This is a genomic window from Brevibacillus ginsengisoli (assembly GCF_050113715.1).
GTDB lineage: Bacteria > Bacillota > Bacilli > Brevibacillales > Brevibacillaceae > Brevibacillus_H > Brevibacillus_H ginsengisoli.
The window spans coordinates 452,518-476,171 of the sequence record NZ_JBNJQR010000003.1 but is presented as its reverse complement, the minus strand read 5'-3'; the positions used below and the strand labels follow the sequence as shown (position 1 = coordinate 476,171).

26 protein-coding genes and 1 pseudogene are annotated in these 23,654 nt (G+C 40.7%); 3 read left to right on the top strand and 24 right to left on the bottom strand.

Features of this window, described 5'->3' with window-relative positions:
- The 3 genes from ACQCN2_RS09505 to ACQCN2_RS09495 form a co-directional block, all read right to left on the bottom strand.
- On the bottom strand, positions 1 to 585 hold a 585-nt coding region (locus tag ACQCN2_RS09505; protein ID WP_426928651.1), incomplete at its 3' end, for a hypothetical protein.
- A gap of 387 nt (positions 586 to 972) precedes the next feature.
- Entirely contained in the window at positions 973 to 2,286 is a 1,314-nt protein-coding gene (locus ACQCN2_RS09500) for a hypothetical protein (protein ID WP_426928650.1), read from the bottom strand.
- Positions 2,287 to 3,113: 827 nt separating this feature from the next.
- Positions 3,114 to 3,383 (bottom strand): hypothetical protein, encoded by a 270-nt coding sequence (locus tag ACQCN2_RS09495; RefSeq protein WP_426928649.1) that lies wholly within the window; start codon positions 3,381 to 3,383, stop codon positions 3,114 to 3,116.
- Between the two features lie 132 nt (positions 3,384 to 3,515).
- Between ACQCN2_RS09495 and ACQCN2_RS09490 the strand changes: the two genes are divergently transcribed.
- Positions 3,516 to 3,734 (top strand): helix-turn-helix domain-containing protein, encoded by a 219-nt coding sequence (locus tag ACQCN2_RS09490; RefSeq protein WP_426928648.1) that lies wholly within the window; start codon positions 3,516 to 3,518, stop codon positions 3,732 to 3,734.
- Positions 3,735 to 3,849: 115 nt separating this feature from the next.
- Complete coding sequence (locus ACQCN2_RS09485; RefSeq protein ID WP_426928647.1) at positions 3,850 to 4,551, top strand: hypothetical protein; 702 nt, start codon at positions 3,850 to 3,852, stop codon at positions 4,549 to 4,551.
- Positions 4,552 to 4,573: 22 nt separating this feature from the next.
- Here ACQCN2_RS09485 and ACQCN2_RS09480 read toward each other — a convergent pair whose 3' ends face one another.
- From ACQCN2_RS09480 to ACQCN2_RS09395, 18 genes and pseudogenes are all read right to left on the bottom strand, one after another.
- Complete coding sequence (locus tag ACQCN2_RS09480) at positions 4,574 to 4,813, bottom strand: hypothetical protein (protein WP_426928646.1); 240 nt, start codon at positions 4,811 to 4,813, stop codon at positions 4,574 to 4,576.
- The gene (locus ACQCN2_RS09475) at positions 4,776 to 4,964 is read right to left on the bottom strand and encodes a hypothetical protein (RefSeq protein WP_426928645.1); all 189 of its coding nucleotides are present in this window, start codon (positions 4,962 to 4,964) and stop codon (positions 4,776 to 4,778) included. The genes ACQCN2_RS09480 and ACQCN2_RS09475 overlap by 38 nt, the downstream gene beginning before the upstream one ends.
- 392 nt (positions 4,965 to 5,356) lie before the next feature.
- Entirely contained in the window at positions 5,357 to 5,770 is a 414-nt protein-coding gene (locus ACQCN2_RS09470) for a transglutaminase-like domain-containing protein (protein WP_426928644.1), read from the bottom strand.
- A gap of 33 nt (positions 5,771 to 5,803) precedes the next feature.
- Positions 5,804 to 6,325 (bottom strand): DUF1643 domain-containing protein, encoded by a 522-nt coding sequence (locus tag ACQCN2_RS09465; protein WP_426928643.1) that lies wholly within the window; start codon positions 6,323 to 6,325, stop codon positions 5,804 to 5,806.
- A gap of 27 nt (positions 6,326 to 6,352) precedes the next feature.
- Positions 6,353 to 6,856 carry a hypothetical protein gene (locus tag ACQCN2_RS09460; RefSeq protein WP_426928642.1) on the bottom strand — a complete coding sequence of 168 codons (504 nt, stop codon included), beginning with the start codon at positions 6,854 to 6,856 and terminating at the stop codon, positions 6,353 to 6,355.
- Between the two features lie 147 nt (positions 6,857 to 7,003).
- A complete protein-coding gene (locus ACQCN2_RS09455; protein ID WP_426928641.1) occupies positions 7,004 to 7,195 on the bottom strand; it encodes a hypothetical protein in 192 nt (63 codons plus the stop codon).
- Between the two features lie 37 nt (positions 7,196 to 7,232).
- Positions 7,233 to 7,571, bottom strand: coding sequence for a protein-tyrosine phosphatase family protein (locus ACQCN2_RS09450; protein ID WP_426928640.1), 339 nt, complete (start codon positions 7,569 to 7,571; stop codon positions 7,233 to 7,235).
- A gap of 76 nt (positions 7,572 to 7,647) precedes the next feature.
- A complete protein-coding gene (locus tag ACQCN2_RS09445; protein ID WP_426928639.1) occupies positions 7,648 to 7,815 on the bottom strand; it encodes a hypothetical protein in 168 nt (55 codons plus the stop codon).
- A gap of 42 nt (positions 7,816 to 7,857) precedes the next feature.
- A complete protein-coding gene (locus ACQCN2_RS09440; RefSeq protein WP_426928638.1) occupies positions 7,858 to 8,055 on the bottom strand; it encodes a hypothetical protein in 198 nt (65 codons plus the stop codon).
- 81 nt (positions 8,056 to 8,136) lie between these two features.
- On the bottom strand, positions 8,137 to 8,487 hold the full coding sequence (locus ACQCN2_RS09435; RefSeq protein ID WP_426928637.1) for a hypothetical protein: 351 nt from the start codon (positions 8,485 to 8,487) through the stop codon (positions 8,137 to 8,139).
- 167 nt (positions 8,488 to 8,654) lie between these two features.
- Positions 8,655 to 9,377 (bottom strand): annotated as a pseudogene (locus tag ACQCN2_RS09430) (magnesium chelatase domain-containing protein); the annotation flags it as partial.
- Between the two features lie 62 nt (positions 9,378 to 9,439).
- Positions 9,440 to 9,625, bottom strand: coding sequence for a hypothetical protein (locus ACQCN2_RS09425; RefSeq protein ID WP_426928636.1), 186 nt, complete (start codon positions 9,623 to 9,625; stop codon positions 9,440 to 9,442).
- Positions 9,626 to 9,906: 281 nt separating this feature from the next.
- The gene (locus ACQCN2_RS09420; RefSeq protein WP_426928635.1) at positions 9,907 to 11,235 is read right to left on the bottom strand and encodes a radical SAM protein; all 1,329 of its coding nucleotides are present in this window, start codon (positions 11,233 to 11,235) and stop codon (positions 9,907 to 9,909) included.
- Positions 11,236 to 11,414: 179 nt separating this feature from the next.
- Complete coding sequence (locus tag ACQCN2_RS09415; RefSeq protein ID WP_426928634.1) at positions 11,415 to 17,180, bottom strand: tandem-95 repeat protein; 5,766 nt, start codon at positions 17,178 to 17,180, stop codon at positions 11,415 to 11,417.
- Positions 17,181 to 17,209: 29 nt separating this feature from the next.
- Positions 17,210 to 17,746, bottom strand: coding sequence for a phage tail protein (locus tag ACQCN2_RS09410; protein WP_426928633.1), 537 nt, complete (start codon positions 17,744 to 17,746; stop codon positions 17,210 to 17,212).
- A gap of 12 nt (positions 17,747 to 17,758) precedes the next feature.
- Positions 17,759 to 18,256 (bottom strand): phage tail protein, encoded by a 498-nt coding sequence (locus ACQCN2_RS09405; RefSeq protein ID WP_426928632.1) that lies wholly within the window; start codon positions 18,254 to 18,256, stop codon positions 17,759 to 17,761.
- Positions 18,257 to 18,311: 55 nt separating this feature from the next.
- Positions 18,312 to 18,827 (bottom strand): phage tail protein, encoded by a 516-nt coding sequence (locus tag ACQCN2_RS09400; RefSeq protein ID WP_426928631.1) that lies wholly within the window; start codon positions 18,825 to 18,827, stop codon positions 18,312 to 18,314.
- Between the two features lie 27 nt (positions 18,828 to 18,854).
- Entirely contained in the window at positions 18,855 to 19,319 is a 465-nt protein-coding gene (locus ACQCN2_RS09395) for a GNAT family N-acetyltransferase (protein ID WP_426928630.1), read from the bottom strand.
- A 165-nt stretch (positions 19,320 to 19,484) separates the two neighbouring features.
- Here ACQCN2_RS09395 and ACQCN2_RS09390 point away from each other — a divergent pair, with 165 nt between their 5' ends.
- On the top strand, positions 19,485 to 20,606 hold the full coding sequence (locus ACQCN2_RS09390) for an FAD-dependent oxidoreductase (protein ID WP_426928629.1): 1,122 nt from the start codon (positions 19,485 to 19,487) through the stop codon (positions 20,604 to 20,606).
- Between the two features lie 193 nt (positions 20,607 to 20,799).
- Here the strand turns inward: ACQCN2_RS09390 and ACQCN2_RS09385 are convergent, their stop codons facing one another.
- The 3 genes from ACQCN2_RS09385 to ACQCN2_RS09375 are packed head-to-tail and all read right to left on the bottom strand — an operon-like array spanning position 20,800 to position 23,650.
- Positions 20,800 to 21,153 carry a YraN family protein gene (locus ACQCN2_RS09385; protein WP_426928628.1) on the bottom strand — a complete coding sequence of 118 codons (354 nt, stop codon included), beginning with the start codon at positions 21,151 to 21,153 and terminating at the stop codon, positions 20,800 to 20,802.
- Positions 21,153 to 21,443, bottom strand: a complete 291-nt coding sequence (locus tag ACQCN2_RS09380) for an EscU/YscU/HrcU family type III secretion system export apparatus switch protein (RefSeq protein ID WP_426928627.1) — start codon at positions 21,441 to 21,443, stop codon at positions 21,153 to 21,155. Before ACQCN2_RS09380 ends, ACQCN2_RS09385 begins: the two co-directional genes overlap by 1 nt.
- On the bottom strand, positions 21,440 to 23,650 hold the full coding sequence (locus ACQCN2_RS09375; RefSeq protein ID WP_426928626.1) for a hypothetical protein: 2,211 nt from the start codon (positions 23,648 to 23,650) through the stop codon (positions 21,440 to 21,442). Before ACQCN2_RS09375 ends, ACQCN2_RS09380 begins: the two co-directional genes overlap by 4 nt.
- Positions 23,651 to 23,654 lie beyond the last annotated feature (4 nt).

The window sequence follows — 23,654 nt, the reverse complement described above, 5'->3', positions numbered from 1 at the left end:
GTCACTTTTCTCTTCATCTAAATCATTTGAAGAAATATGTTCGATTCCGTCATTTTTCAATACGATGAAGTCAACACCATTTCCAATCCCTTCGCAAGATAATTTTTTCATGACATTAATGAGTTCGGTTTTTACATCATTTAAAGGTAAATTAGACAGTAATTTTGATGCTTCATCTTGTTTGAAGCCGTATGAGACTCTAAGTGTTCGATCATCACCATTTGCAGTTATTGGAACAAAATCAGCTTGAGAACTGAAGAAACTTAATTCTGTTTCGCCTGTTTCGTTGAATCCGTAGACTCCAATGTATATACGATCCTCTTGATTAAACTTTTCCCATAAACTCTTTGCTAGATTGATAACTCCGTTCAAGCTTCGGTCTTTCACTTTTGCGATTTCTTGCTTAAACATTTCACCAATGAGCATATCACCGCAAAAGAAGTATAGTGTGTTCCCAACGATTTGAAATTTTGTGCATGTTTTATTTATGACTCGATAAGACTGACCATCACGTTTTACACTTATTGCCTTATCAATTGCAATCACGTGTTGTTTTTTGGTTGAGATTGATAATGCTAGGCTCATATGTCTTATTCCTCCGTTTTATAGTTTTAGTTTTCATCAATGTACTCTTTATACTTCCTTACCTTGTCATTACTCATATTGCAATTACCCCGCTCCCATTCCGAGATCAGGCTAACAGAACATCTTAGATGAGATGCAATGTCTGAGAGTTTGAATTTCTTTTTTCTCCGCTTGATCGTGTATAGTTCACGCTGATTAATTTCCATGTGATATTCACCTCCTTTCGAATTGTTATCTATGTAAAAAGCCCACCACTCATATGAGTAGCAGGCTTGGATATTACTGGAATATTTTAATTCAAGATAAAAAATTAAATTTACTCCTACTTCTATTAGATAGAAAAACTTAATAAGATACGTATATTCGCAAATTTCAAAGATACCACATTTATATAATTTTAGTCAATTTATTTTTTAACTTCTCACTTGACTCACACTTTTTACATTTACTTCTCCCTTTTCTGAAAAAGAACTGTGTCATAGGTAAGTTCTTACCACATTCTCCATTACAATTAGTCCAATTCACATCTTTTATCTGTTTTGCTTGGAAAATCCTTTGCTCATATATAAATTGATCGGCAATCTTTTTTGGTATGTAAGTATTTAAAGCATGAGTTATCGCTTGTCGAGTATATTTATATCCGTCATCATTTAATTTCTTAGTAATGTATTTATCAGAATGGTCAAAATCCATTTTTAAGCGAATCATGGTGTTATGTGCTTCAGACAATTCTGTTCTATTAAGCAGATCATTAAAATCAGTAAGATATTGAAATAAATATGATTGTGTGTTGTATTTACTTTTCGATTCCAAATTCTTATAGCTGTCGATTATAGCTCTGATATGCTTTGAATTTCCAAAATCAATATTACCGTTTTCGTAAAGGTCGATTTCCTGTATAGAACTTTTAGGAAATTGTTTATACTTTACATGTTTTAATATGCTTAATGCTTCTCGTTTGAGCTGGATGATATATCTATTGACTATCTTTGGTTCAACCTCTCTACCATCTTCATATTTACCTTTTATCAATACTTCATTAAGTAACCCGATTTGTTTGTATATCTCTCCAAGTTGTGGATACTGCATCTTATCCACTTCTGTAATTTTCTCTTTTACCTTGCTATACCGAATTTTAGAGGTTGTCTTATTTACACCACTTTTATCGTATTTTACAAATTGTCTATTTTTTCTGTTCTTAGTTCCAACTACAGCTTCATAGTATACTTGATCAATTACCTCATGTGGTATTTGATCTGCAACTTCTTCTTTCTCAAGGAACCGACTCTCACTTAAATTTTTTCGACTACGATACTCGAACTCTTTTTTGTTGTAATACGGATGTTCTAGTCCCTTATAGTTATCATTAAAAAGTAAATAGTTTGAGAACATCTCTAATAACCTTGAGAAATAGTCATTTTCAGCCAATTTACTTTTTGATCCCTTATTTTGACCATTAATATAGTACGGTGTGCTTAAATATTCTCTCAGCCATTCAAAGAATTGAGGGCTGTAACCTTCTTCTTTAATGAGTTCTGTTCTACAATTACTATTCTCGTTAAGCACACTTGTTATTACCTGCATTTTGTCATGTCCTGAGACATTGATCCAATTAAGGAAAGTTTGGATTGTATCATACCATGCATCAGCTCGATCAATAATGTTATTGTCGTAAATTTTCTTCTTGCTTCTCGTACTCAATCAATTTCCCCCTAGTATTGTTTGGTAAGTTTAAATTCATTTTCTTCTTCATTCTTCATTTGCCCCTTCGTCTTTAATTGCCGAATACATGGCCTCTTATTAATAAGGTAAATACCTCCTTTCATTAACTATTTTGGATCATTTCTTTATTTCCTGACACTTTCAATTGTAAGATCGGTTTAACAGTTCTTATAGATCGGCAATTTTGGGTAAACATTTCAACACGTGTTAGGCTGAAGCGGATTTGTATTCCTCATTTCAATTCTGATGATAAACCCGATTTACACTTTTTTAGGATTCACGTTTTTTTGTGAATCGTTCGACAAATCCTTATAGATTGTCCAACTCTAATTTTTAATTAAAAGTTGACTTTGAACAAAAATTGGCTATAATTTAGTTATAACCAGTTTTGATATAATGCTGAAACTATGTTCATATTACTAAATAGAGTTCACTCCCGATATTATCATGCCAACTGTTTCCTGTAAACAGTTTATTTCTATTTTGTCTATTAAATTTCTGACCGTCTTTAACGCCTTCTATGGCGTTTTTATTTTTGGTAGGAGTAATTATACATTTATTTGATAAAAACATCTGTACTTGGCCTATAGAAAGCCACAGACGTATGTATAAACAAAAAGAAGCGGGCAATCCGCTTCCTTTTCAAGTATAATGTGATATATTAAAAAGAAAGGGTAAGCGACTGATTAACTTACCCTATGTATGATTTGTGATGGACTCAGTTAGCGTTTATTGTCTTGGGAGGACAACGCATCTGGGTCTTTCTCGTTGTTGGCGTTCTCTTTCTGTTCTTTTTGTTTGAGTCATTAAGCAGCTACCTGCTGTAATAATTCGTACCCTGCTTCAATAACCACAAAATCTTCAGTGTCATCATCGTATTCAAAATCTTCTTCCCATATGCATACGCCCTCGGCTACATGAATATATGTATCTTTCATTACTTCTGCCCCAACGCATGTCCAATCCACTAAGTCTGAGAATGGTAGCAACTCTCTCCCTTCGAGTTCAACCTCTGAGAATAATGGTTCATCATTATCGTCCTTGTAGCAGAATGCTTCTTTGTAATGATAATTCATTGTATTTTCCTCCTTTTGATTACAAATAAGTTCGATTTAATGTACTTAATATACGATTGATAATACTTTTTGTCAAACATAAAGTTTGACTTCGCATACTTTTTTTATATAATCAAATATGGAGGTGATTCTGTGGGTTTTACATATAAGCCACTATGGCATTTACTAATTGAACGGGGAATGAAAAGAACAGATTTAAAAGAAGTTATTGGCATTAGCCCTTCTACCTTAGCTAAACTAGGTAAAGATGAAATTGTTTCATTAGATGTTATTGATAAGATTTGCAGTTATTTTGAATGTCGCATTGATGATGTTATTGAACATCAGAAAGACAAAGACCGCCAATTGTGAGCGGTTATTGTTTTAACATCTTAGATTATTTAATCAAAAACTAAATCAAATATTGTATACAATAATTCTCAATTGGGGATAAATGACTTAGACACTTTTGATAGGAGAGATTTTCTTGGAATTTATTTTGGAAAATACTGATATCTTTGACGAGGAAATAGAAACAAAACTTCATAAGATCATACTAAATAATAGAGATTTTTTTAAAGAAGGGGATGTCTATAAGTTTAGAGTTACTTTTCACGTCGATGTATTATTCGATAAAAGGTTTAAACAATTTAACATCCTTACAAGTAAGATAAATGACGGTTCATGGGAAAATACAGTATCTGAAGTGCTGAGTTTAATATTAAAAAAACTGGATAACCTACTCGCTAACAACGGAATAGAAGTTACTTCATCAACCATTCAGGGAGATAATTTGGAATCTGAAAACTTAGTAAAGATTGAAATCATTGAAGATACTTCTGAACCCATATTTACTGGTAAAGGGAAGAAAAAACAGAGGATGAAGGTTCTCTCAATCGTTCCAAGTTTGCCATACACTTATAAAACCGCCGGGAAACTTGCATCCGACAGAATAAACAAGCTTTATGGCGAAATTAGATTGATAATAGAAGACCCTAAACTAATGTCTGAGATATTAGGAATTGAGGAAACTGATAATGAAGAAATCCTTTTTAAGGCCTTTGCAAAGCAATATGGAGAATTATGGCTTACTACTCCAGAGAGAGAAAAGGAACTTAAAAGTCAGTTTCTTGAGAAAAGTTTATCGGTTATTGATAAACGCATAGAAAAAGGAGATACACAAAGTTAAAATGAATTTTTTGATATTCAGGTTACAATATACCTTTTACAAAAAAATCCTCTACTGCTTGTTTTCCTTGTTCGTGATCTTCTAGATCGCCAGATACATGGATAGTGATTTTAAATCCATTTTCGTCTTTTTCTTTATATAAAGTTTTAGAGCCATCTGGATGCTCTGTATAGTCGTAAAGTTCGTCATTAAACATAACTTGATTTATTTTTGTATACCTTATGCTAGTATTCTCTTCGTGTGGCTTCTTTTCCATTGTCATGTTGTTCATCCTCGCTGTCATTTAGATATACTACTTCGCCTTCTTCACCATATTTCTCTTTGTGATATTTTTTAAGTTGTTCAATTAACCACTCGGAGATATGTTTTTCGCCAAATTCCTCATTAAGTACTCTCAAATATTGATCACCCATTTGCTAAATTTCTTACTTGCCATAAAAAATCTTTGATATATTCAAAATCACGACTTTTGCAGTAGTCTCTAATTCAAATCTACATTATAAGTTAATACATTAAATATATTTTCTTTAGTTCTTCTAATGTAGAGTTACTTTCATCTAGATCTTTTGTAAATCTCAAGGTTGCCTTTAGCCTTCCTTGTCGTGGAGGAACTTTCAGTACTGTGTAGTGTTCCTCTTCAATTAAATCACATTCAACACCATCGTACATTACCTTTTGAATAGAAATCACCTCTTTAACAGGAATCCTCCAAATAAAAAAACCTCTTAATATGAACATTATTGACATGTAGCCAATTGTTCAATCAATAGGTAAATAGTGGTATTTTTGTTAGATTATCTAAAATTCATTCTATTCTATTAAGTATGTTGTTATAGATTGTTCTTAGCCTATTAGCATTATAATTGTTATATTCATCAAAATCACATAAACGCTTATTCTGAACCACAAATTGATTATGCCAACTTCTTTCGGTTGTAACAATTACTTCATCTTGAATTTCATCAAATTGATCTGCAGTTAAATCAATAATAATGTCTTCATATTCTAACCAAGCATGACTTTGTTCACTTTTTAAACCCCATACATAATATGTGCTAATTCCGTGTGAAGAAAGAAATTTGGCAAATAAATCACTTGTGTCTCCACAACATCCTCTAGGAAAATTTTCAAAGAATGAAGATTGTGGAAACTCATCTATTCCCATTGTTTGAATCACTTTACGAAATGTAATTCCATATTCTTTGATTTTCCCAATCATTCAGTAGTCCTCAATTTCATTCAATTTAATCTTTCATTCATTAATTTCAAATTTCCCTCTATTGTTAATAAAACACTTTTGCAATCTATGGACTTCTTTCGTAAGAGACAATATGTAGTCAGGTTGACCAGACTTTGTTAATCGAAAACATTTTAACTTATCACTGTTCTCGCTTAACAAGCTTATAAAATCTTTATTCTTACTTGTAACACTATCTTTTCCCCAAAACAAAATTACTGTATCTGCATTTGTGACAGCATCCTTGATAAAAGTAAAATTCTTCTTATCAAAATACCGTTCTTTTTTTATCTCATTCTTTTTTGCACTAACCATCGGATACAAATTAACTACTTCCATGATGCCATAATCTTCTTCGATAAACTCAAATATCTTGGTTAGAGTTGATCCTAATCTGAATGGATTCGGGTTTAATCTAGCAGGATTATTCATTACAATTGTTGCTTTGGGCTTGTTATCTTGCCACTTTCTGTACAAATAATATCTATGGTTCTTTGTTTCATCAAAAACATTAATCGCTTCAATTTTATCCCACATATCGTTACTCCCTTTAAAACCTATGTTCTATTTACCTTTTTGTAAATCTCTACTCGCTATTTTTCTTATTTGTTCCATACATTTGTACAAAGCACCTAAATGCTCATCAATATCCTTTACCCAATCTCCATTTGCATCTCTTAGATTCAATCCTTTTTCTAAAAGATTGAGTGTCTCAATAGCATCGTTTGAAATTATATATGACCCTATTGCTTTTGCTTTTCGAAGTTCTTCATATGCTTTTGATTCAATTTCTTGGTATCTCTTTAACGTTTCCTCACTTAAATTAAGCAGATTAACAACATCGTGATCAAATCTTTGTTCTTTTACATAGATCATACCAGATAAACTTTCAACAATTTTAGAATATGCACTTGCCTTTGCTTCCCACCATTTTTGTGTATAGAACTGCTTGAGTGCAATTTTAATTACAATAAATGGTGAAATAATTGCAATAATTAAAGATGGGATTATTGTAGTAATCATTTTAATCACATTATCTTCAGATAAAAGTTGATACAGGAAATTCATTCTATAGCACCTTCTCGATAGTGTATAACTCTACCATTTATTCAATCTCGTCTTTTTTATCTGATAAGAGAGCATTCTGCAAATATTCTTCCTGACCTAATCTTCATTTTATTCAAATAAAACGTATGCTAGCTGTTTAAATCTTTCTTATTTGAATGTTCTATTTTGTTCTCCTTGAAAGAAGATTGCCAGTAAAATGCAACCAATGCCCACTATAGTGATAAACGTATAATCATTTGCTTTTTCTGATGTATCAACCGTTACTATGGTTCCGATCAATAACATCAATCCAAAAAACAGAGAGACATACTTTAAAGCCCCGAAAATTAATGTTTTCATTCTTGCTGCCTCCTAATCAAATCTCCCGTATTTTCAACTACCAGCTTCGTATTGTGTTTTCTGCTTCCACGAAAAATTGAAGATGTTTATCTAAAGGAAAACTCTTTAGTATTTCAATATTAGTCTCGTAATAAATTTTAGGAGTCATTGTAGGATGAAACTGTATTCCAAAAGATTGCGCCTGTGAAAGAAGCATATCTACAACATTTGAGATCGTGTCTTCAAAATACTGTGTCTTAATTTCACCATTAACATCTCCATGAGTATATCCAAGACTTTTTCGTTCATCGTTTTCTTGAATTGAATCCCAAACTAAACGTCCAGACCATGTGCCACGCGCACTATGTACGAAAATACAAGTAATATAATTCATCATTATAACCCCCACGAAAATAGTTATTTATTCGGTTTAACACATCTTCAACCGACTTCCTGTACTTCTCGTGTTGCTGTTATTCATAGTAGAACGCACCTTTATACTCACGAACTTCTTTAAGTGTTCTTCTTACCAATTCTCTAAGGTTAGACTTATTGTATTTATTCTGCTGAAGCAATTCAGATAATTCATCGTCAGTAAGTTCCAAAAGTTCCTCAACATCGTCAATGATTTTACCAGACATCGTTCGATCATTCCTTCCAATGAAATTAGACTTTGCTTTAAATTATCCGATAAACTCCCTAAACTGCTCTTCAGTCATAAATGCAGCCTTTACTGAATCATTCTTTACATCCAGTTCAACAATGTGATATGTTCCAGATGTTTTCTTTGATAAGACTACCCTGCTAAGAGTATCTGTAATAAGGATGTAATCAGCTTCAAGGTATCTTTTCCGATGTCGTTTTATTTCGAGTTCAGTCATAAAAATCACTCCTTTTTCAAGGAGTGTAAACTATAGAATTGGGACGATAAAAACTTCAACGAAAGTTTTGGTATCTACTGTTTAATCTGTTTGTCCTCTTTTCTTCCTCTTACTAATTGTTTCTTCAAATAGTTTTTGCTCATCTGGATCATCAAAATATTGGTCTAGATGTCTATAATTAGGATAGTGTTTTTTCATATATCCTATATAATAAGGTCGAATTTCATCACAATGCTTAAATTTTCCCACTTGTCCTTTTAGAATAAAATAATTTCTTTCCCATTCGAACCTATCTGAATTCTCACTTATTCCCTTCTTGTATTTTTCAGCTAAGTCAACGCATTTATAATAATACCTATTAGAGTATCGTTTATATATAACAAATAAGAGAAGAGGTATTAGTAACCACCAGAAATCTAATATTTTTGGCATAAGGATATCTCTCTTTCCTGTTTTTCCTTTTCAACAGATTTTACCATAAAATGATTAATAATACTGTGACTATTTAATCAAACGTAGGGAGCAAATATCCAAAACAAAAAGCACTATCCGAAGATAATGCCCTTTGTTTTGTATCTGCTTAGCGTGCTTATGTCCCATATCTTGAAGACGTTGTGAAAGCCAGCCGCCGCCACTTCCAAGCCTCGTTTGACGAGTTGTTGACCGCATACATCGGCAAAATCATGCGAAGGTTGTACGTCGTCATGCCTAGAAACAATCTCAGGCACTTTTACCTGTATTGAAGGAATTTTTGTGTCGACAGAATGCTTCCTTAACTCCATCTGGTTATCCGGGTTGGTGTTATCCTGAGGTTTATTACCGTCTTGCCATTTGCTTGCTACTTCTTGCAAACTGCTTGCCGAGATTACATTAAGATCGACTAGATTAGCTTCCGCTTCGTTTTGCGAAGGTACGATCGCATCGGTGAAACCTTGTTGTTTGGCTTCCAAGAGGATCGGCAGTACACCGGGAACGGGCAATAGAGTTCCATCCAAAGACACTTCACCTAGAATAATCGTTTTGCTTAAATTAGTTGAAATTTGTTTAGAGGCAAGCAAGACCCCTATCGCAATGGAGAGGTCGAAGCCAGAGCCCTCCTTGCGCAAATCAGCCGGAGCAAGATTTACCGTTATGCGCTGCATGGGAAAGTCAAAGCCCGCATTCCGAATCGCCGCCCGTACTCTGTCCCGAGCTTCCTTCACTGCCGAACCGCCTAGGCCGACTACATCGAATTGTGGCAGCCCATTGGCTATATCAACTTCAACCGTAACGACCATCCCATCTATTCCAAACACGGTCCCCGCGTATAGTTGCGCGTACATAGAAAAGCCCCCTCCCGCTTTAACTCAAGCTTACGTAAAGACAGAGAGTGGGGCAAAAAATATTATGACTTCTTCAACTCCGCAACCCATTTATCCGCACTGCTTTCATCATCATCAAATAGCACAGCATTATGTAAGTCGACCTGATCCACTGTTTGGATGGCTTGTGCGAAGGTATTCGCCAAATTTTGCAAGTCTACGTTTTTATCCAGTTCTACATCCAATACCAAAACGAGTTTCTTTTTCATATCACTAGTCACCCTTCTATTTAGTTGAAGTACATGTAACACTTCATACGCTACCCTCTATTATACATACTTCTCCCGTTAATAACCAAATGAAAAAAGACTCTCCCCACGTTTATCTCATGGAGAAAGTCTCTTTTTTTCAGGTTACCTTATTTACCCAAGTTGCCAGGATTGGATTTACTTACTCGTCCAGAAGTAGCGGCTTCTGTTGGAGACATTCCAGTCTTAATGATTAGCATGGTCATCACCTCCATTCAAGATTCGGACGGTTACGTCATGTGTTATGTGTTTTGGGTGTATTGCTTATGAATAGTTTGGAGCACTTTGCCAATCTTTCTTTTTTCGAAGGAGCACGGTCTGTCGTTATTTTTCATCCGAAACAGCTTACAGTGGTTTCCATTGCAAGCCGGGCGGAAGAAACAATTGCTGCAGGTTTCATCCAGTTCATCAGACGAAACCCAATGAGCGAATTTATCGATATCGATCTCCATCGTTCCATCAGGAGTTAGTTTCCCAACTTGATTGATTGGATCGTTAAATGCAACGGAACATTTATACAAGCTTCCGTCTGAACCGACGACAAACGAATGAGGTTTCACACAATAGCAGGTGGAGCCGAGCGGCATTAATGAGTTTTCAATCAAGGAACTCATCGTTAATCCCCGGTCAATCGCTTTCTGGGTCAACTCCCAAATTTTTTGGTCCTTTATCTGTAAATCGCATATTGGCAGGTGCGCATCATTTTTGCCACCCATGCACCCTACTGGTCGGAAATAGATTTGAAATCTTCGGTCATGGGCAAAATTCTGTGCAAAAATATCAATTAGTTCATCCATGACTGGTAGATTATCATTATCAAAGTTGACTCTCAACGCTACTTCAAAATCCAAGTTGGTTTGTTTCATTTGTTTCAGATTGTCCATGATCACTTGGTAAGTACCGCCACCATCTTGCAAAGCTCGTCTGACGTCGTGAATAGCTTCTGGTCCGTCGATCGTAATCATGTACTGTTTGGTATTCCAGGAAACCAGCTTTTCGTGTAATTCACCACTCAAATAATAACCATTGGTCAGTACTTCCGCCGTGTACTGAACGTTATGTACGGCACAAGTTTCAGAGAAAAAGGAAGACAGTTCCTCTACTACGTCGGCTGCAGCCAGAGGTTCACCGCCAAACCAGGTCACCGCCAAGTGCTGGAGTGTAGGCGCTTTGGATAACACATACTTCTTGATTCCATTGATCGTTTCATCCGACATTTTTCCTCTTGCATAATCCTCGTAGCAATACGTGCACCTGAAATTGCATTCCTCTGTCGGAAGAATGGCCAAATGGAGAAAATCCGCTCGGTTTACTTGTTGAAACAAAAGCTTGGCGCGTCTACTCTCATCTGCATCAGCCGGTACCAAATAGCTCATGTCCACCAGCTTTTGTTGAAGTTCGGTCAGGGTTGATCCGTCTTGGTTCCCTTGAAGGGCTTCCATAACCTCCTCTCGCTCCTCTGGACTGAAGGCCGTGATTCCACCTGTATAGCTGTTATACAAGAGGAGTCCTCCATCCTCTGTCTTAGAGATCGCGTTAAATCGGGAACGTGTCCACTTACGGTCTTGCATAAAATGAAACCTCCACTATCAATTGCCATGATGTATTCAAAAAACACAAGTCTAATCATCGCTTAAATTCATTAATTTGGCAGTGAGAGATTTCACAGGTATTTTATGGGTTTCCTGTGTAATAAAAAGGTAGCCCTGTCTATTAAGGGCTACCCTGTTAAACGACTGCTTTTCCTTAATTACCTTTCCACTTCAACTTCCCATTCCTGTGTCATTCCGGTGTACGACTCCGCCCGAACGATTACTTTGTTGCCTGTAAAGTTTTGCAGTGGTATTTCAAACTGATCTTCTGTTATTAAGCCTAGATAATTTGTTCCGTCTTCACCGACCGCTTCCACCTTCTTCACATAGAGCTGATTGAAGATTTGGCCGTTGATGATGTAGCTATCTTGGTCACTACCATCTGGATTTTTGTCGAGCTTAATGCTAGCGGTGTCCAGCAACAGTAACGGAAGGGTGATGATTTGCTTCTCTTTTTTGGATGCTTTTGACTTGACGATCAACTGAAGCTCTTTCGGCATATCCTCTATCCACTCCAAGGTGCGTTCAAAGCTAAAGGTTTTCTTATCATTTGCCACCTTGGACGAGTAGGTTTTGTTTCCGACAACCACTTGAACCGTCACATTATTCTTTGTCAAAAGCTTTCCAGTGACCGTTAGTTTGGATGAGTTTTGATCGCCGGTAGGAGTAAACGAAACGCTTACGTCCCGATCATCTACCATCCGTGGATCATAGACTTTCACGAGGATGGAGACTTTTTTTCCTTTATACTTGGCGACAATTCTGGTTGTCCCGGCTGCTTTGGCGCGTACTTTGCCTTTTGATACGGTTGCTACTTTCTGATCCTCACTTGTCCAGATCACTTTACTCGTAATATCTCGCTTGGATTCGTTGCCAAGGTAAGCTCGGATACGAACAGACTCTGTATCATTTGGACTCATCACCAGCATGGATGGATCCGCAATCAATTCGAGGTTTTCTCCAGCTTGGACCTTCACGCTGCACGTATCTTTTACTTTACCATCTGGAGAAGAAACGGTTATCACCGTTGTACCTTCAGTGAGAGGGACAACCTGACCTTGCTCGTCTACTGTGGCAACTGATGGCTTGCTAGAGGTCCATACCAATTGAATTTCCCTGGCTTCCTCTGGTTGAACGGTCGCTGTGAGTATAACTGGTTTGCCTCCTTCCGTCAGCGTAACGCTGCTTTGGTCCAGTTTAATCTCTGTGATTTGAATAGACTCTCGTTCCACGGTAACCTTATAGGATTTTTCCGTTCCGTCTTGAGCACGAACAACGATTTTTACCTCGTTTTGCCCAGCCTTGAGTTTGATCGAATCACTGGCTTGACCGCTCGCAACAGCTTTTCCGTTTATTTTCACGGTTGAGCTACTGAGCATTGTGACAGCGGTGATGGTGATTTCTTTAATGTTATCGGCAACGTGAACGTTATAAATTGTTCGATTCGCAGCAAATTCTGGATCGAGTGTTCCGCTAGAGACTGTCAATGCTCGCAAATCAGCGTTACTAACGGCCGAATGAGTGACGATAACTGTCGCTACATTGGAATCGAGCGCTCCATCATTTGCTTTAAATGTAAAGCTGTCATCACCTGACTTGCCTTTGGTTGGCTTGTACGTATATGCTCCTGTTTTGGCATCCGTAATGGTTACGGTTCCCTTCTTCGGCTTACCGACCAAGATATAGGTCAACGGATCTTTGTCAACATCACTTGCCGTGAGCATGCCTTTAGTGGTTTTGTCATCTTTAACCAACAAGATGTCGTTATTCGCAACAGGTGGATGATTGACAGACCCTACAGTAACAATAAATGTACTTCTTGCGGATAATTGTCCATCACTTACGATGAGTGTAATCGTAGCCGAACCGTTTTTGTTAGGCTCAGGCACAACCTGTACAGTTCGATTGGCTCCGCTTCCACCAAGAGTTATCTTAGCATCCGGCACCAGCTCTTGATTACTGGAGGAGGCTGTTACAGTGAGCGACCTAACATCAGTGTCCGGATCGTTTACGACAAACGGGATCACTGGTGTCTTTTCATCCGCATTGATGGTTTGATTCGGTATACTGCTTATGGTTGGAGCCTGGTTCGTAGGCTGTGGAACATAAACGCTCGAGATGGTGATTGCAATAGTAGCCGTATTGGAATCTTCTGTGCCATCATGAACCTTAAAGGTAAACGAATCTTGGCCAGTCACACTCGGATTAGGCGTATAGGTGAAAGCTCCCGTACTTGCGTCAATGGTTACAGTTCCTTTGGTTGGTAAGCTCACCAGGCTGTAAATAAGTGCATCATTGTCAACATCAGTCGCTTGCAGTGTACCTTTTTTAGCCTGATTTTGTGTCACGGTCAAAGTTCCGTCCTTGGCCAGCGGCGGATCATTGACTGGGTCGACTGTCAAAACAAAAGATTGGCTAACGCGATTCGTTCCGTCTGATACCGTAATCGTAATCGTCGTGACACCATTCTGATTCGCTGCTGGCTTGATGCTAATGGAACGGTTGGCTCCGGTACCTTGCAGAGAAAGATTGCTGTTGGGTACCAGTGTCTGATTGCTGGATGAAGCGGTGACGACCAATTCATCTGCAGCAGTCTCTTCGTCTCCAATCGTGAACGGATATGCTGGGGATTGTTCGTCTTCACGTATGGTTTGATTGCCAATACTGCTTATGGTTGGTTCATCGTTAACCCCTGAGATAGTTAACGTCATGGTTGCAGTATCTGCTGAATATTCGGTGCCATCGTGACCCTTCCACTTAAAACTGGTGCTGCCACTCCAGTTCTGATTTGGATGGAAACGCAATTTACCCAAATCTGCTGCTGGAATCTCCTGTCCATTGCTTATAGCGTTACCTTCGAATTGGAGCGTTCCATTGGTTGGCAGGCTGGCGATTTGAATCTTATTCAACTTGTCACCGTCAACATCGGCGAAATTAGACTCAAAATCGCTTATTGTAAACACCACATCGGTATCTTCTGTACCGTTCATCGTACTGGTCTTTACAGTAGGCAGATCGTTTACGGCCTCAATCACCAATGAAAGTGTGGCGGATTCGGTTGAATATTCTGTACCGTCACTGCCTTTCCATTCAAAGCTGGTGGTTCCATTCCAATTCTGATCTGGTATAAAGCTCAGGTTTGATAGATCTATTGCATCAATTTCATTGTTAACCGCTACCTTGGTTCCCTTCAGCATCAACGTTCCGTTAGTAGGAAGACTGACGATTCGGATTTTACTAAGGCTGCCTCCTTCCACGTCCGTGAAATGAGCGCTAAAATCGGTTTCTGCAAATGTTGCTTCCGTATCTTCTTTCCCGTTCTTGCTGCTGTTGTTCACTGTCGGAGGATCATACACCGAAGCGATCTTCAGTGTCAGGGTAGCTTCATTTGCGGAATAATCAGCGCCATCAAAACCTTTCCAAGTGAAGAAGGTTGTACCTGACCAGTTTGCATCTGGTGAAAAGCTTAATTTTGGCAAATCTTCTGCCAATATTTCTTCACCGATTGAAACCGATTGGCCTTTCAATTTCAGCGTTCCATTGGTTGGCAGACTCATCATTTTGATTTTCGTTAAATGGTCTCCCTCTTCATCCGTGTAATGAGAGGTAAAGTCAACTGCCGTAAATGTGATGATTTCATCTTCCCTACCGTCTTTGCTGCTATTGCTCACCGTTGGCGGGTCGTTTACAGCTGTGATCGTTAATCTGAGAGTAGCCGCTTCATTGGAATAATTATGGCCATCGAAGCCCTTCCAGGTAAAGCTGGTGGTTCCGTGCCAATTCGCAGCAGGAGTAAAGCGCAGCTTGGACAAGTCAGCAACCGGAATCACCTGATTGACTGCTACCTCGGATGGAGTAGCACCATCCAATGTCAGCTTCCCACTGTCTGGCACTGTCAAAACTTGAATCTGGACTAAACTTTCTCCATCTACATCTGAGTAATGGGACGTAAAGTCACCCGCTCCAAACGTCATATCAGTATCTTCAGGACCTGTTTTTTCACTGCTAGTCACCGTCGGCAGGTCATCTACAGCCGCAATGGCAAGCGTCAATGTGGCCGTATTGGTGGAATAAAAGCTGCCATCATGACCTTTCCAAGTGAAGCTGGTATTGCCGTTCCAGTTAGAATCTGGCGTAAACTTCAGATGATCGATGTCTGTCGCCATTATCTCTTGATTAAGCGTTACCGGTGTGTTGTTTAGCTTCAATGTCCCGTGAGCAGGCAGGCTTACAATTTGAATCTTGTTCAGACTATCATTCTCGTTATCATGGTAATTGCTCGTATAGTCATCTAAGTTGAAGATGACATCATTGTCTTCTGTGCCATTTTGGGTACTGTTGCTCACAGTAGGTGCTTCATTCACATTGGTGACTTCTATCGTAAATACTTTGCTGAAAGTTGCATGTCCCGAGTCCGTTACTAGAATCGTTACACTGTAGCTGTTTTTGGTTTCGTAATCAAATACGGCGTTTGATTCTAGCTCGTTTCCGACAATCGTAAAGCTACCCGTATCCCCACCTACCAAAGAGAATGTGAAGGTTTCACCTGGGGTCGGGTCCACCGCGTTTAATGTTCCAATGACTGTACCCAGTGCCATATTTTCAGCAATTTTGTTATTGGATAACGTAATATCTGTTGGCGGCGCGTTCGGTTCAGCTCGAGTCACAGTGATTGTGTAGGTTTTGTTGGTCGTTCCATCTTGTGCCGTCACATGCACATCCACTGTATTTGTCCCATAATTAAGACTTAGACTGCCACTTGCCTGACCACTAGCAATAGTTGAGTAAGTACCGCCATTCACACGAACTTCAATTTTCGCATCGCTATCCTTTGCCGTTGGCGTCACCGTTACACTCGTAATCTCACTTCCAACAGTTGCTGTATAGCCCAAAGTCCCCGAGGCAAACGCAGGTGACAAGGAACCCGCGCTTACTGTAAGGTTGCTTAAATTACTGTTAATAGACTGTGATCTGATGATTGCTGTATTACTATTACCACCAACTGTCACAAAACCGCCCTGCTCTGCTGAATATCTTACAGCGAATAAATCGGTTGACGTATTGGCATTCTCAACGTTGCTCCAACTGCTACCATCCGTCGAAGTAAGAAGTTTGCCACCAGCTCCTGCCGCAACATATTTGCCATTTCCGTAATCGATCGAATAATAAGTGTCGGATAGATCGGATGAAGTCCAGGAAGTCCCGTTCGTTGAAATCGCAACCTCCCCAGCTCCCACCGCTACATACTTGCTATTCCCGTATCCAATCCCATAAAGAGGAACTGTTGATGTGAATTGTGGAGTCCAATTCATTCCGTCTCCCGAGGTGTAGATTTTCCTCGAGTCACTTACTGCTATAAACATATTGTTGGCAAACATGACATTCAAAAATGAGTTGCCTTCTTCACCCAATACTATGTTTTTACTCCAGGTTGTACCATTGCCAGATGTAAGAACGGTTCCACCATCACCTACAGCCACATATGTATTCCCACCATATGCTATTCCCCAAAGACTCGAGGATACGTCAGAAGTTTGTGGACTCCATCCGCTAGTTGTAGATGCTGAGTTGCCTGTGGAAGTAAATATCTTCCCATTACTCCCCACCATCACCCATTTGCTTCCGTCAAACACTGCATCAGACCAATCATTAAACCCGTTCTCCGGATAGTAAACACTCCAATTTTTTCCGTCAGTAGAAGTGGCAATCGTGTTGGAAATTCCCATGGCAAGCCATTCTCCTCCGCCGTACCTGATCCCTTGCAAGCTGTTCGTGGTTGAAAGTGAAGCTGGACTGCCCCAAACAGTTGCGGCAAAGGCAGTGTTTGCGGTTTGGAAATATCCCACCATAATCAACATAAGTGCAACAAATAAACGAGAAAGAGTATATCGACTTGGCAGGGAAAAAGGAAGAAACCTTCTCAATTTAATCCCTCCAATTAATCAATGTCCCATTAGCCCCTTGTTGGGTAATAGCCATTCAAACAAATAATAAAATTTAGTCCGAGGTAAGGTTGCCTATTATTGTGCGGCATTCCCATTCCAGCTGTCTTCAGAGCTCCAAGATTCATGGTGCTTGTCCCTGCTGTTGCATAAAGCGGTTCTTGGGTTTTAATAAATTTTCCTTGAATAGGTGGCTGCGCCCAAATCGCATCCTTGGGATTATTCGTGTTCCCAACCGAATCCTGAGCCGAAACCTGATGGGTATGCGCAGGAAGCTGAGATAACTGTAAAGTAACCTCGGTAGCTCCTCCTGCTTCTCCCAGTGTTCGATTGTACCCCTGTGGCCCCTGACCTTGCTGCAAAGGTGCTCGACCCATTAAATTGGGTAATGCGAAATTGGTCTTTCCATCTCCTCCATACGTGGTGCTAAGAATGGAAAAAAGCGCAGGGTTGGTAGCAATCGACATTAATTGACCGTCACAAAAAGCCCAGTTCTTTGGAGGAAAGTTACCACCAAACAACCTAATCTCCCCTGTAAATGCGTCCATGATTACACCTCCTTAATTCCGACTTGGATAGATTCCAGACACACAGATAATAAAATTCAGCACCAGATAAGGCTGCATGTTGTTATGACGTTGACTTCCGCCTGCTTGCGTTAAAGCAGAAGCGTACATGGTGGTTGAAAGATTCAGAGCTCCATAACTATTTTCCTTCGCTGCCCACACATGATTTGCTGGAGATACGTCTGTCGCGGTCGACGAAGAAACGGAAACCTGATGGGTGTGTGAGGGAATCTCCTGTAGAGTCAGTGTATGAGATTCTTCACCACCCACCTGCCCCCATATGACCCCAGCTCCAACGTGCACCGGAGTTCTCCCACGCAAATCGGGTAAAGCAAAGGTGGTCATTCCATTTCCTCCATAAGTCGTTCCTAAAAGTGAAAACAACTCCTGATTTTGGATTATAGCCATCACTTGTCCATCACATAATGCCCAGCCCTTTGGAGGAAATTTACCTGAAAACAGACGGATTTCCCCTAAAAATGATTCTGCCATTCGAACACCTTCTTTTTTCTGTCAATTTAGAGTTGAATGTTCTTCCTGCTATTTTTTAAGATTGGGAAGGATATATTCCATTCAGGGAAATGATGAAGTTGACCGCAAGATACGGCATCATATTGTCGTGAGGTTGGCTTCCTCCTTCAACTGAAATGGCCGTTGATTTCATCCGTTGTGGCCCGGTAGTATTGGTCGAATAACCTGTAAAAGGAAGGGTAGCCCATATATTTCCTGCTGGAGTGTCTTTCCCTGCCACGTTTGACGCAATCGGTGTATGCGTGTGAATAGGCATCTCACTATTCGTCAGTGTCACAGTTTCCACTCCTCCTTTATCCCCTATAACATAATTGATTCCAGAAGACCCTCTCCCCATGTGAATGGGAATTCTTCCACGTAGATCAGGCAGGGCAAAGGTTTCAATGCCATCTCCGCCATAAGTGGTTGCAATCAAACTAAATAAATCTGGATTCTCCGCAATCGAAAGCATCTGCCCGTTGCATAGTGCCCAGCCAATCGGCGCATAATTGCCTGCAAACATGCGGATCTCACCTAGATATGATTCTGCCATGTTGTTCCCCAACCTCCTTACTCTCTTTTAGCCCTTCCACATCATCTGGTCATACATTTCATCTCCGCCAACCGCAATAAAACCCAGCCTTTTGTATAATTTCAAGGCTGGATTCGTGTGAAGTACACTTAATGTAAGTGTTTTTTTCTGTTGGTTTGCTTCCTGCTGAAGTTCTCGCAACAGCTGTGTTCCAATTCCCCGATGACAAACTTGTGGTAATAGAATCAAATCTACCAAGCGAATTTCTTGCTCGGTTCGATGAATCATGATTTTGCCAACCTTTACGCTGTCCATCCAGATCATTCTGTGATCGGCATCTGGAAACGCCTCCCCGTATGATAGCTGCTGCGCCCTCCATTGCATTCGCAAAAACAGTTCGCTGGTTGTCTGATCGAATCCACAAGCTTTCAACTCTTCCTCACGAGTTGTGGCAAACAAATTAAACAAGAACGGCTCGTCTTCTGGTTTCACAGGAAAAGTTTGGATCATCATTGCTCCTTTTCACGAAAGAATGTTAGAATATTGTCAATATACTATATTTTACTATTTTAGGTAATCATATTCAGCGCGTCAATTACTATTGTATGAATTGACTTAATCTTCACGAAACAACTCAGTAAGCCAAAATAGAAATACCCTATAGAAAGGAGATTTAGCATGATTCGAAAGGTTAGTAGACGTTCATTTCTCAAGTCTAGTATGTACGCTACTGTAACAGGAGTGATGTGGGGAAATGTAGCGGATATCTTTTTGGGTTCCAATGAAGCTCAAGCTTTCTCCCTAAGTCCAGCTGATGCTGAATCAATGGATGTTATTGTGGTCGGTGCAGGAGTAGCTGGTTTAGCCGCTGCCCACACGTTGCATACGCAAGGGTTTAGAGTCATGGTATTAGAGGCGCGCGATCGCATAGGTGGTCGAGTCTGGACGGACAAAACAACGGGAACGGCTGTAGATTTAGGGACTTCCTGGATTCACACGATGGATTACAGCAATCCGATGAAATTTTTGGCCAGTACATACGAATTGGCGCATAGAGATCAAGCAGATTTCACTGTTGGATTTGATCAATTCTTAAACCATATGCGGGAAGGATTAGACATCCGCCTGAATCATGTGGCGTATCAAATCTACCATAATGAGCAGGAAGTGGGTATTGGTACATACAATGGCTTATTTCGAGCAAAATACGCTGTCATCACCCTTCCGCTTGGTGTACTGAAAAAAGGTACGGTTTCCTTTCGCCCAGCCCTGCCGGATCGCAAGCAACTCGCCATCAATCGATTGGGGACAGGTCATCTTAACAAGTTCTATCTGCAATTTGCAAACGTATTTTGGGAAAAAGACGCGAGAACGCTCGAAGTAGGTACAAGCAACACTCAATTGAATGAATATCTCAACCTATTCAAATTTACCAATCAACCCGTACTAGTCGGTTCTTTCTCCGCAGATGCCGCGAAGCAAATGGAGAATTGGTCAGACCAAGAGATTGTTGATCAAGCGATGGCTTCACTGAGAACAAAATATGGACAGAGCATTCCACAACCCATTCACGCCAAAATTTCCAGATGGAATTCTGATCCTTTTGCCTATGGCGCTTACACCTACCACACGCCTCAATCCACTTCGGATGACATGGATGCTTTAGCTGAAGCGGTTGCGAACCGACTCTTTTTTGCTGGTGAAGCCACAAACCAAACAGATTACGCCAGCGCCTATGGAGCGTACCAATCTGGTGTCCGTGAAGCTGAAAAGATTATGAACCTAACTTCAAAGCTTTAAACTTTCCTGGAAACAAAAAAAATGCCCCCTGCATTCAGCAGAGGACCAAGAAGTGATGATGTTGGAGGAGTTCATCGCGTCGAGTACATTACATCCTACGCTTTTAACTCCTCTCTTGCTGTAGACATATCCCCAATCCAACGGCCTATTTCCTGTCTGTCTAAGCCCGAATATTCCGCATTGGACAAAGACTCTAAAACGCATGGGGGATATGTTGAATCACTACGGGCTTATCACTACTGTACAAGACAGCACATACATCGAAGCGAAAGTTGGAATAGAATTTGTCTTGTTGCTGCAAATAGGTAATGGCAAGTTCACGTAATTTCTGTTGTTTCTTGCGGTTGACAGCTTCAGCCGGAGTGCCGTATGTTAGCTGCCTTCTCGTCTTGACCTCCACAAAAACAAGCGTTTCCCCGTCAAGCATGATCAAATCGATCTCTCCGTGTTTGAAGCTTACATTCCGCTGAACAATCAAATATCTTTTTTTCAAAAGATAATGAGCCGCGGCCTCTTCTCCCCAACGACCAAGCTCGATTCTGTTCATTATAGTCGTCCGTCCCGATCTAGGCGGTACACAAATGCCAGGATTTCTGCCACAACCTGATATAACTCAGGAGGAATTTGTTGGTCGATATCCAGTTTGCTCAAAACCTCTACTAACGAAGGATCCTCTTGAATGGGGATACGATTCTCTTTGGCTTTTTGCAAAATGTTCTCCGCAATATACCCTTTTCCCTTGGCTACGACAGTTGGCGCTTCCTGAGATCCCGCCTGATAGCGCAAGGCGACTGCCTGTTTCCTCGTTTGAGGGGATTGCTTGTGGGTTGGATTCATATAAGCAAGTCCACTCCTTTGTACGTGGAACCAAGATGTCCTTGAGAAACCAGCTGAGCCGACGGGCTTTTCGGTTGCAAAATGGGCTGTGTTTTGAGATGGGACAGCTGATAACCCACATCCCGCAGCTGAGAAGCAAACGAGTCTCTTGAATGGGTAATGAGCCCTTCAATCCACGGCTGGTTGTTATAGATATTGATGTTCACGATTTTATTGACGATATTTACGTCCACCATAGTAATACCAAGCATATGCAAATCAAGATTAAAGAAGAGACGACAGTTCTCGGCATCCAACTGCCCGCCAGATTGCTTTTTCGATTCAATCTGGACAAAAGCGGTCGTGTCTCCGTCGTCTGTTCTTAATGGGATTTGCATCACGACTTGAGAAATCGCCTGATTGGTCGGCTGGGTAAGCAATAGTTGCTGACCCGTTACTTGCTGAAGGAGTGTATTCGCCGCTTCTTTCAGACTGCCTGGAAGCTGACCCTCCGCCTGCGAAATCTGCATCAGCATGGATTTCACGTTATCCAGTTGATCTCGAGTACTGATCATCTCCGCTGACCCTAACCGTGGAAATGCTATGTGCCTTTCATGAGAAACCCCTAGTTTTTGAAACAGCTCTCTTAACGGAAGCGGTTTATTATCCAAAGGGGCTGGATTACTCTGATCTGCAGGTTGAGCTGAAGATGAGCCGGCAGAGGAAGCGCTTGATGAATCGGTTCGGGTTTGATTCTGCTGCTGGCCGTCCGTTGCGCTTGACAGCAAAGGCGGCTTGACGGCTTGAGGCTCTGCTTGTAGTGATTGCTTCCCTGTAGGATTCAGTTGAGCCAGTTGATCTTGTTGGGCTTGCGGTTCTTTCGAAGCTTTAAGCCCTTGTTGTACTGGCTGTCCTAACTGTTGAGCTTTTGCCGTTGCCAGCTGGGGTTGAGTAGCTTCATCAGCGGTATTTGCAGCACCCTCGGCAATTTCTTGAGCTAACCCGGCTGTTAAAGCACTCCCGTTCTGTTCCGGTGATGACAATGGATTTCTACCGCCAGCCTGTGTCGACCCATTGGATAACTTGACCTCATCTGTTGCCTGTTGCATCTGTCCAGACACATTATTTAACGTGATCGGTGAAGAATGCTGATCCAAGATCTTGGACACAGTGCTATTGGCGGTCTTTTGCCCTTCTATCTGTGGTTCCGTATTTAAACCTGAGGTTGAGAATTGCCCGGCTGAAAAAGTTTGAGGATCAATCTGGGCAGTAGTTGCAGATAACCTTTGATTCGCCGTTGGATTAGATGTTTGTATATTCGCCTGAGAGACAGCTGCTTGAGCAGGAGGTTGAGCTGAAGGTTGTCTGGCAGTCTGCCCGGCTCCCTGGCTATTCCCCTGTGCAGTTCGCAAATTCGCGTCCGATGTACTACTCGATGCAAAGCCCTGAGGATTAAGGTTACTATTCCCCTTCTCGATGAAAACTGAACTTGAGCTCGCTAGTTCCGGCTCCATACTCGTTATTTGAACAGGTAAACTGGCTACTTTATCAGCCGCTTTGGTCACTAGCTGTCGCAGCCCTTCTAGTGTTGATAATTCTTGCGGCATATTGCCAGACGACGCAATGGTCTTTCCAGATTGAGGCGAAGACTGAATAAAAGTTTCGGCTTCACGCAAGAATTGACTGATTGATTCGGCAAGCGGTTTGCCCGACACAAATGTTTTCAATGCGGCGACCACATCATTCGTAGGCGGCAGATTGCGCTTCATCGCAAGGACAAAAGCGTCCACTACCTCTTTGCTGCTTCCTTGTGTCTTGGCCACATCCAGGAACGCGTTGACAATCTCTTTGGTTACCGGCAGGTTTTGTTTCACCAGTGATTCCACGAGTGCGCGGCTTTCCTGGGTATCGTTCACTCCCAATGAACGCATCAGTCCTTCTACCGTGGTATCCTGAAGCTGCTGGGGATTGTCTGGAGAGGTCAGTACCTTCAGTGTGACTGGATTCGTTGTTGGCTGTACCTGCAGCCATGCTTTCTGCCCTACTTCAAGATTAGCTTCCAATTTGGCCTGTATCTGCACACCGCCAATTTGTACCTGCGCCATGTTGTCTGGGTAGAGCTTGGTAACCGTCCCTTTGAATACTTGTCCTGGAGTGAGATCAATTGGCTTCGCGCTGGTTGATGCGAGGCGATTCATCATCGAAGAAAGCAATTGTCCGGTTTGCATGAAT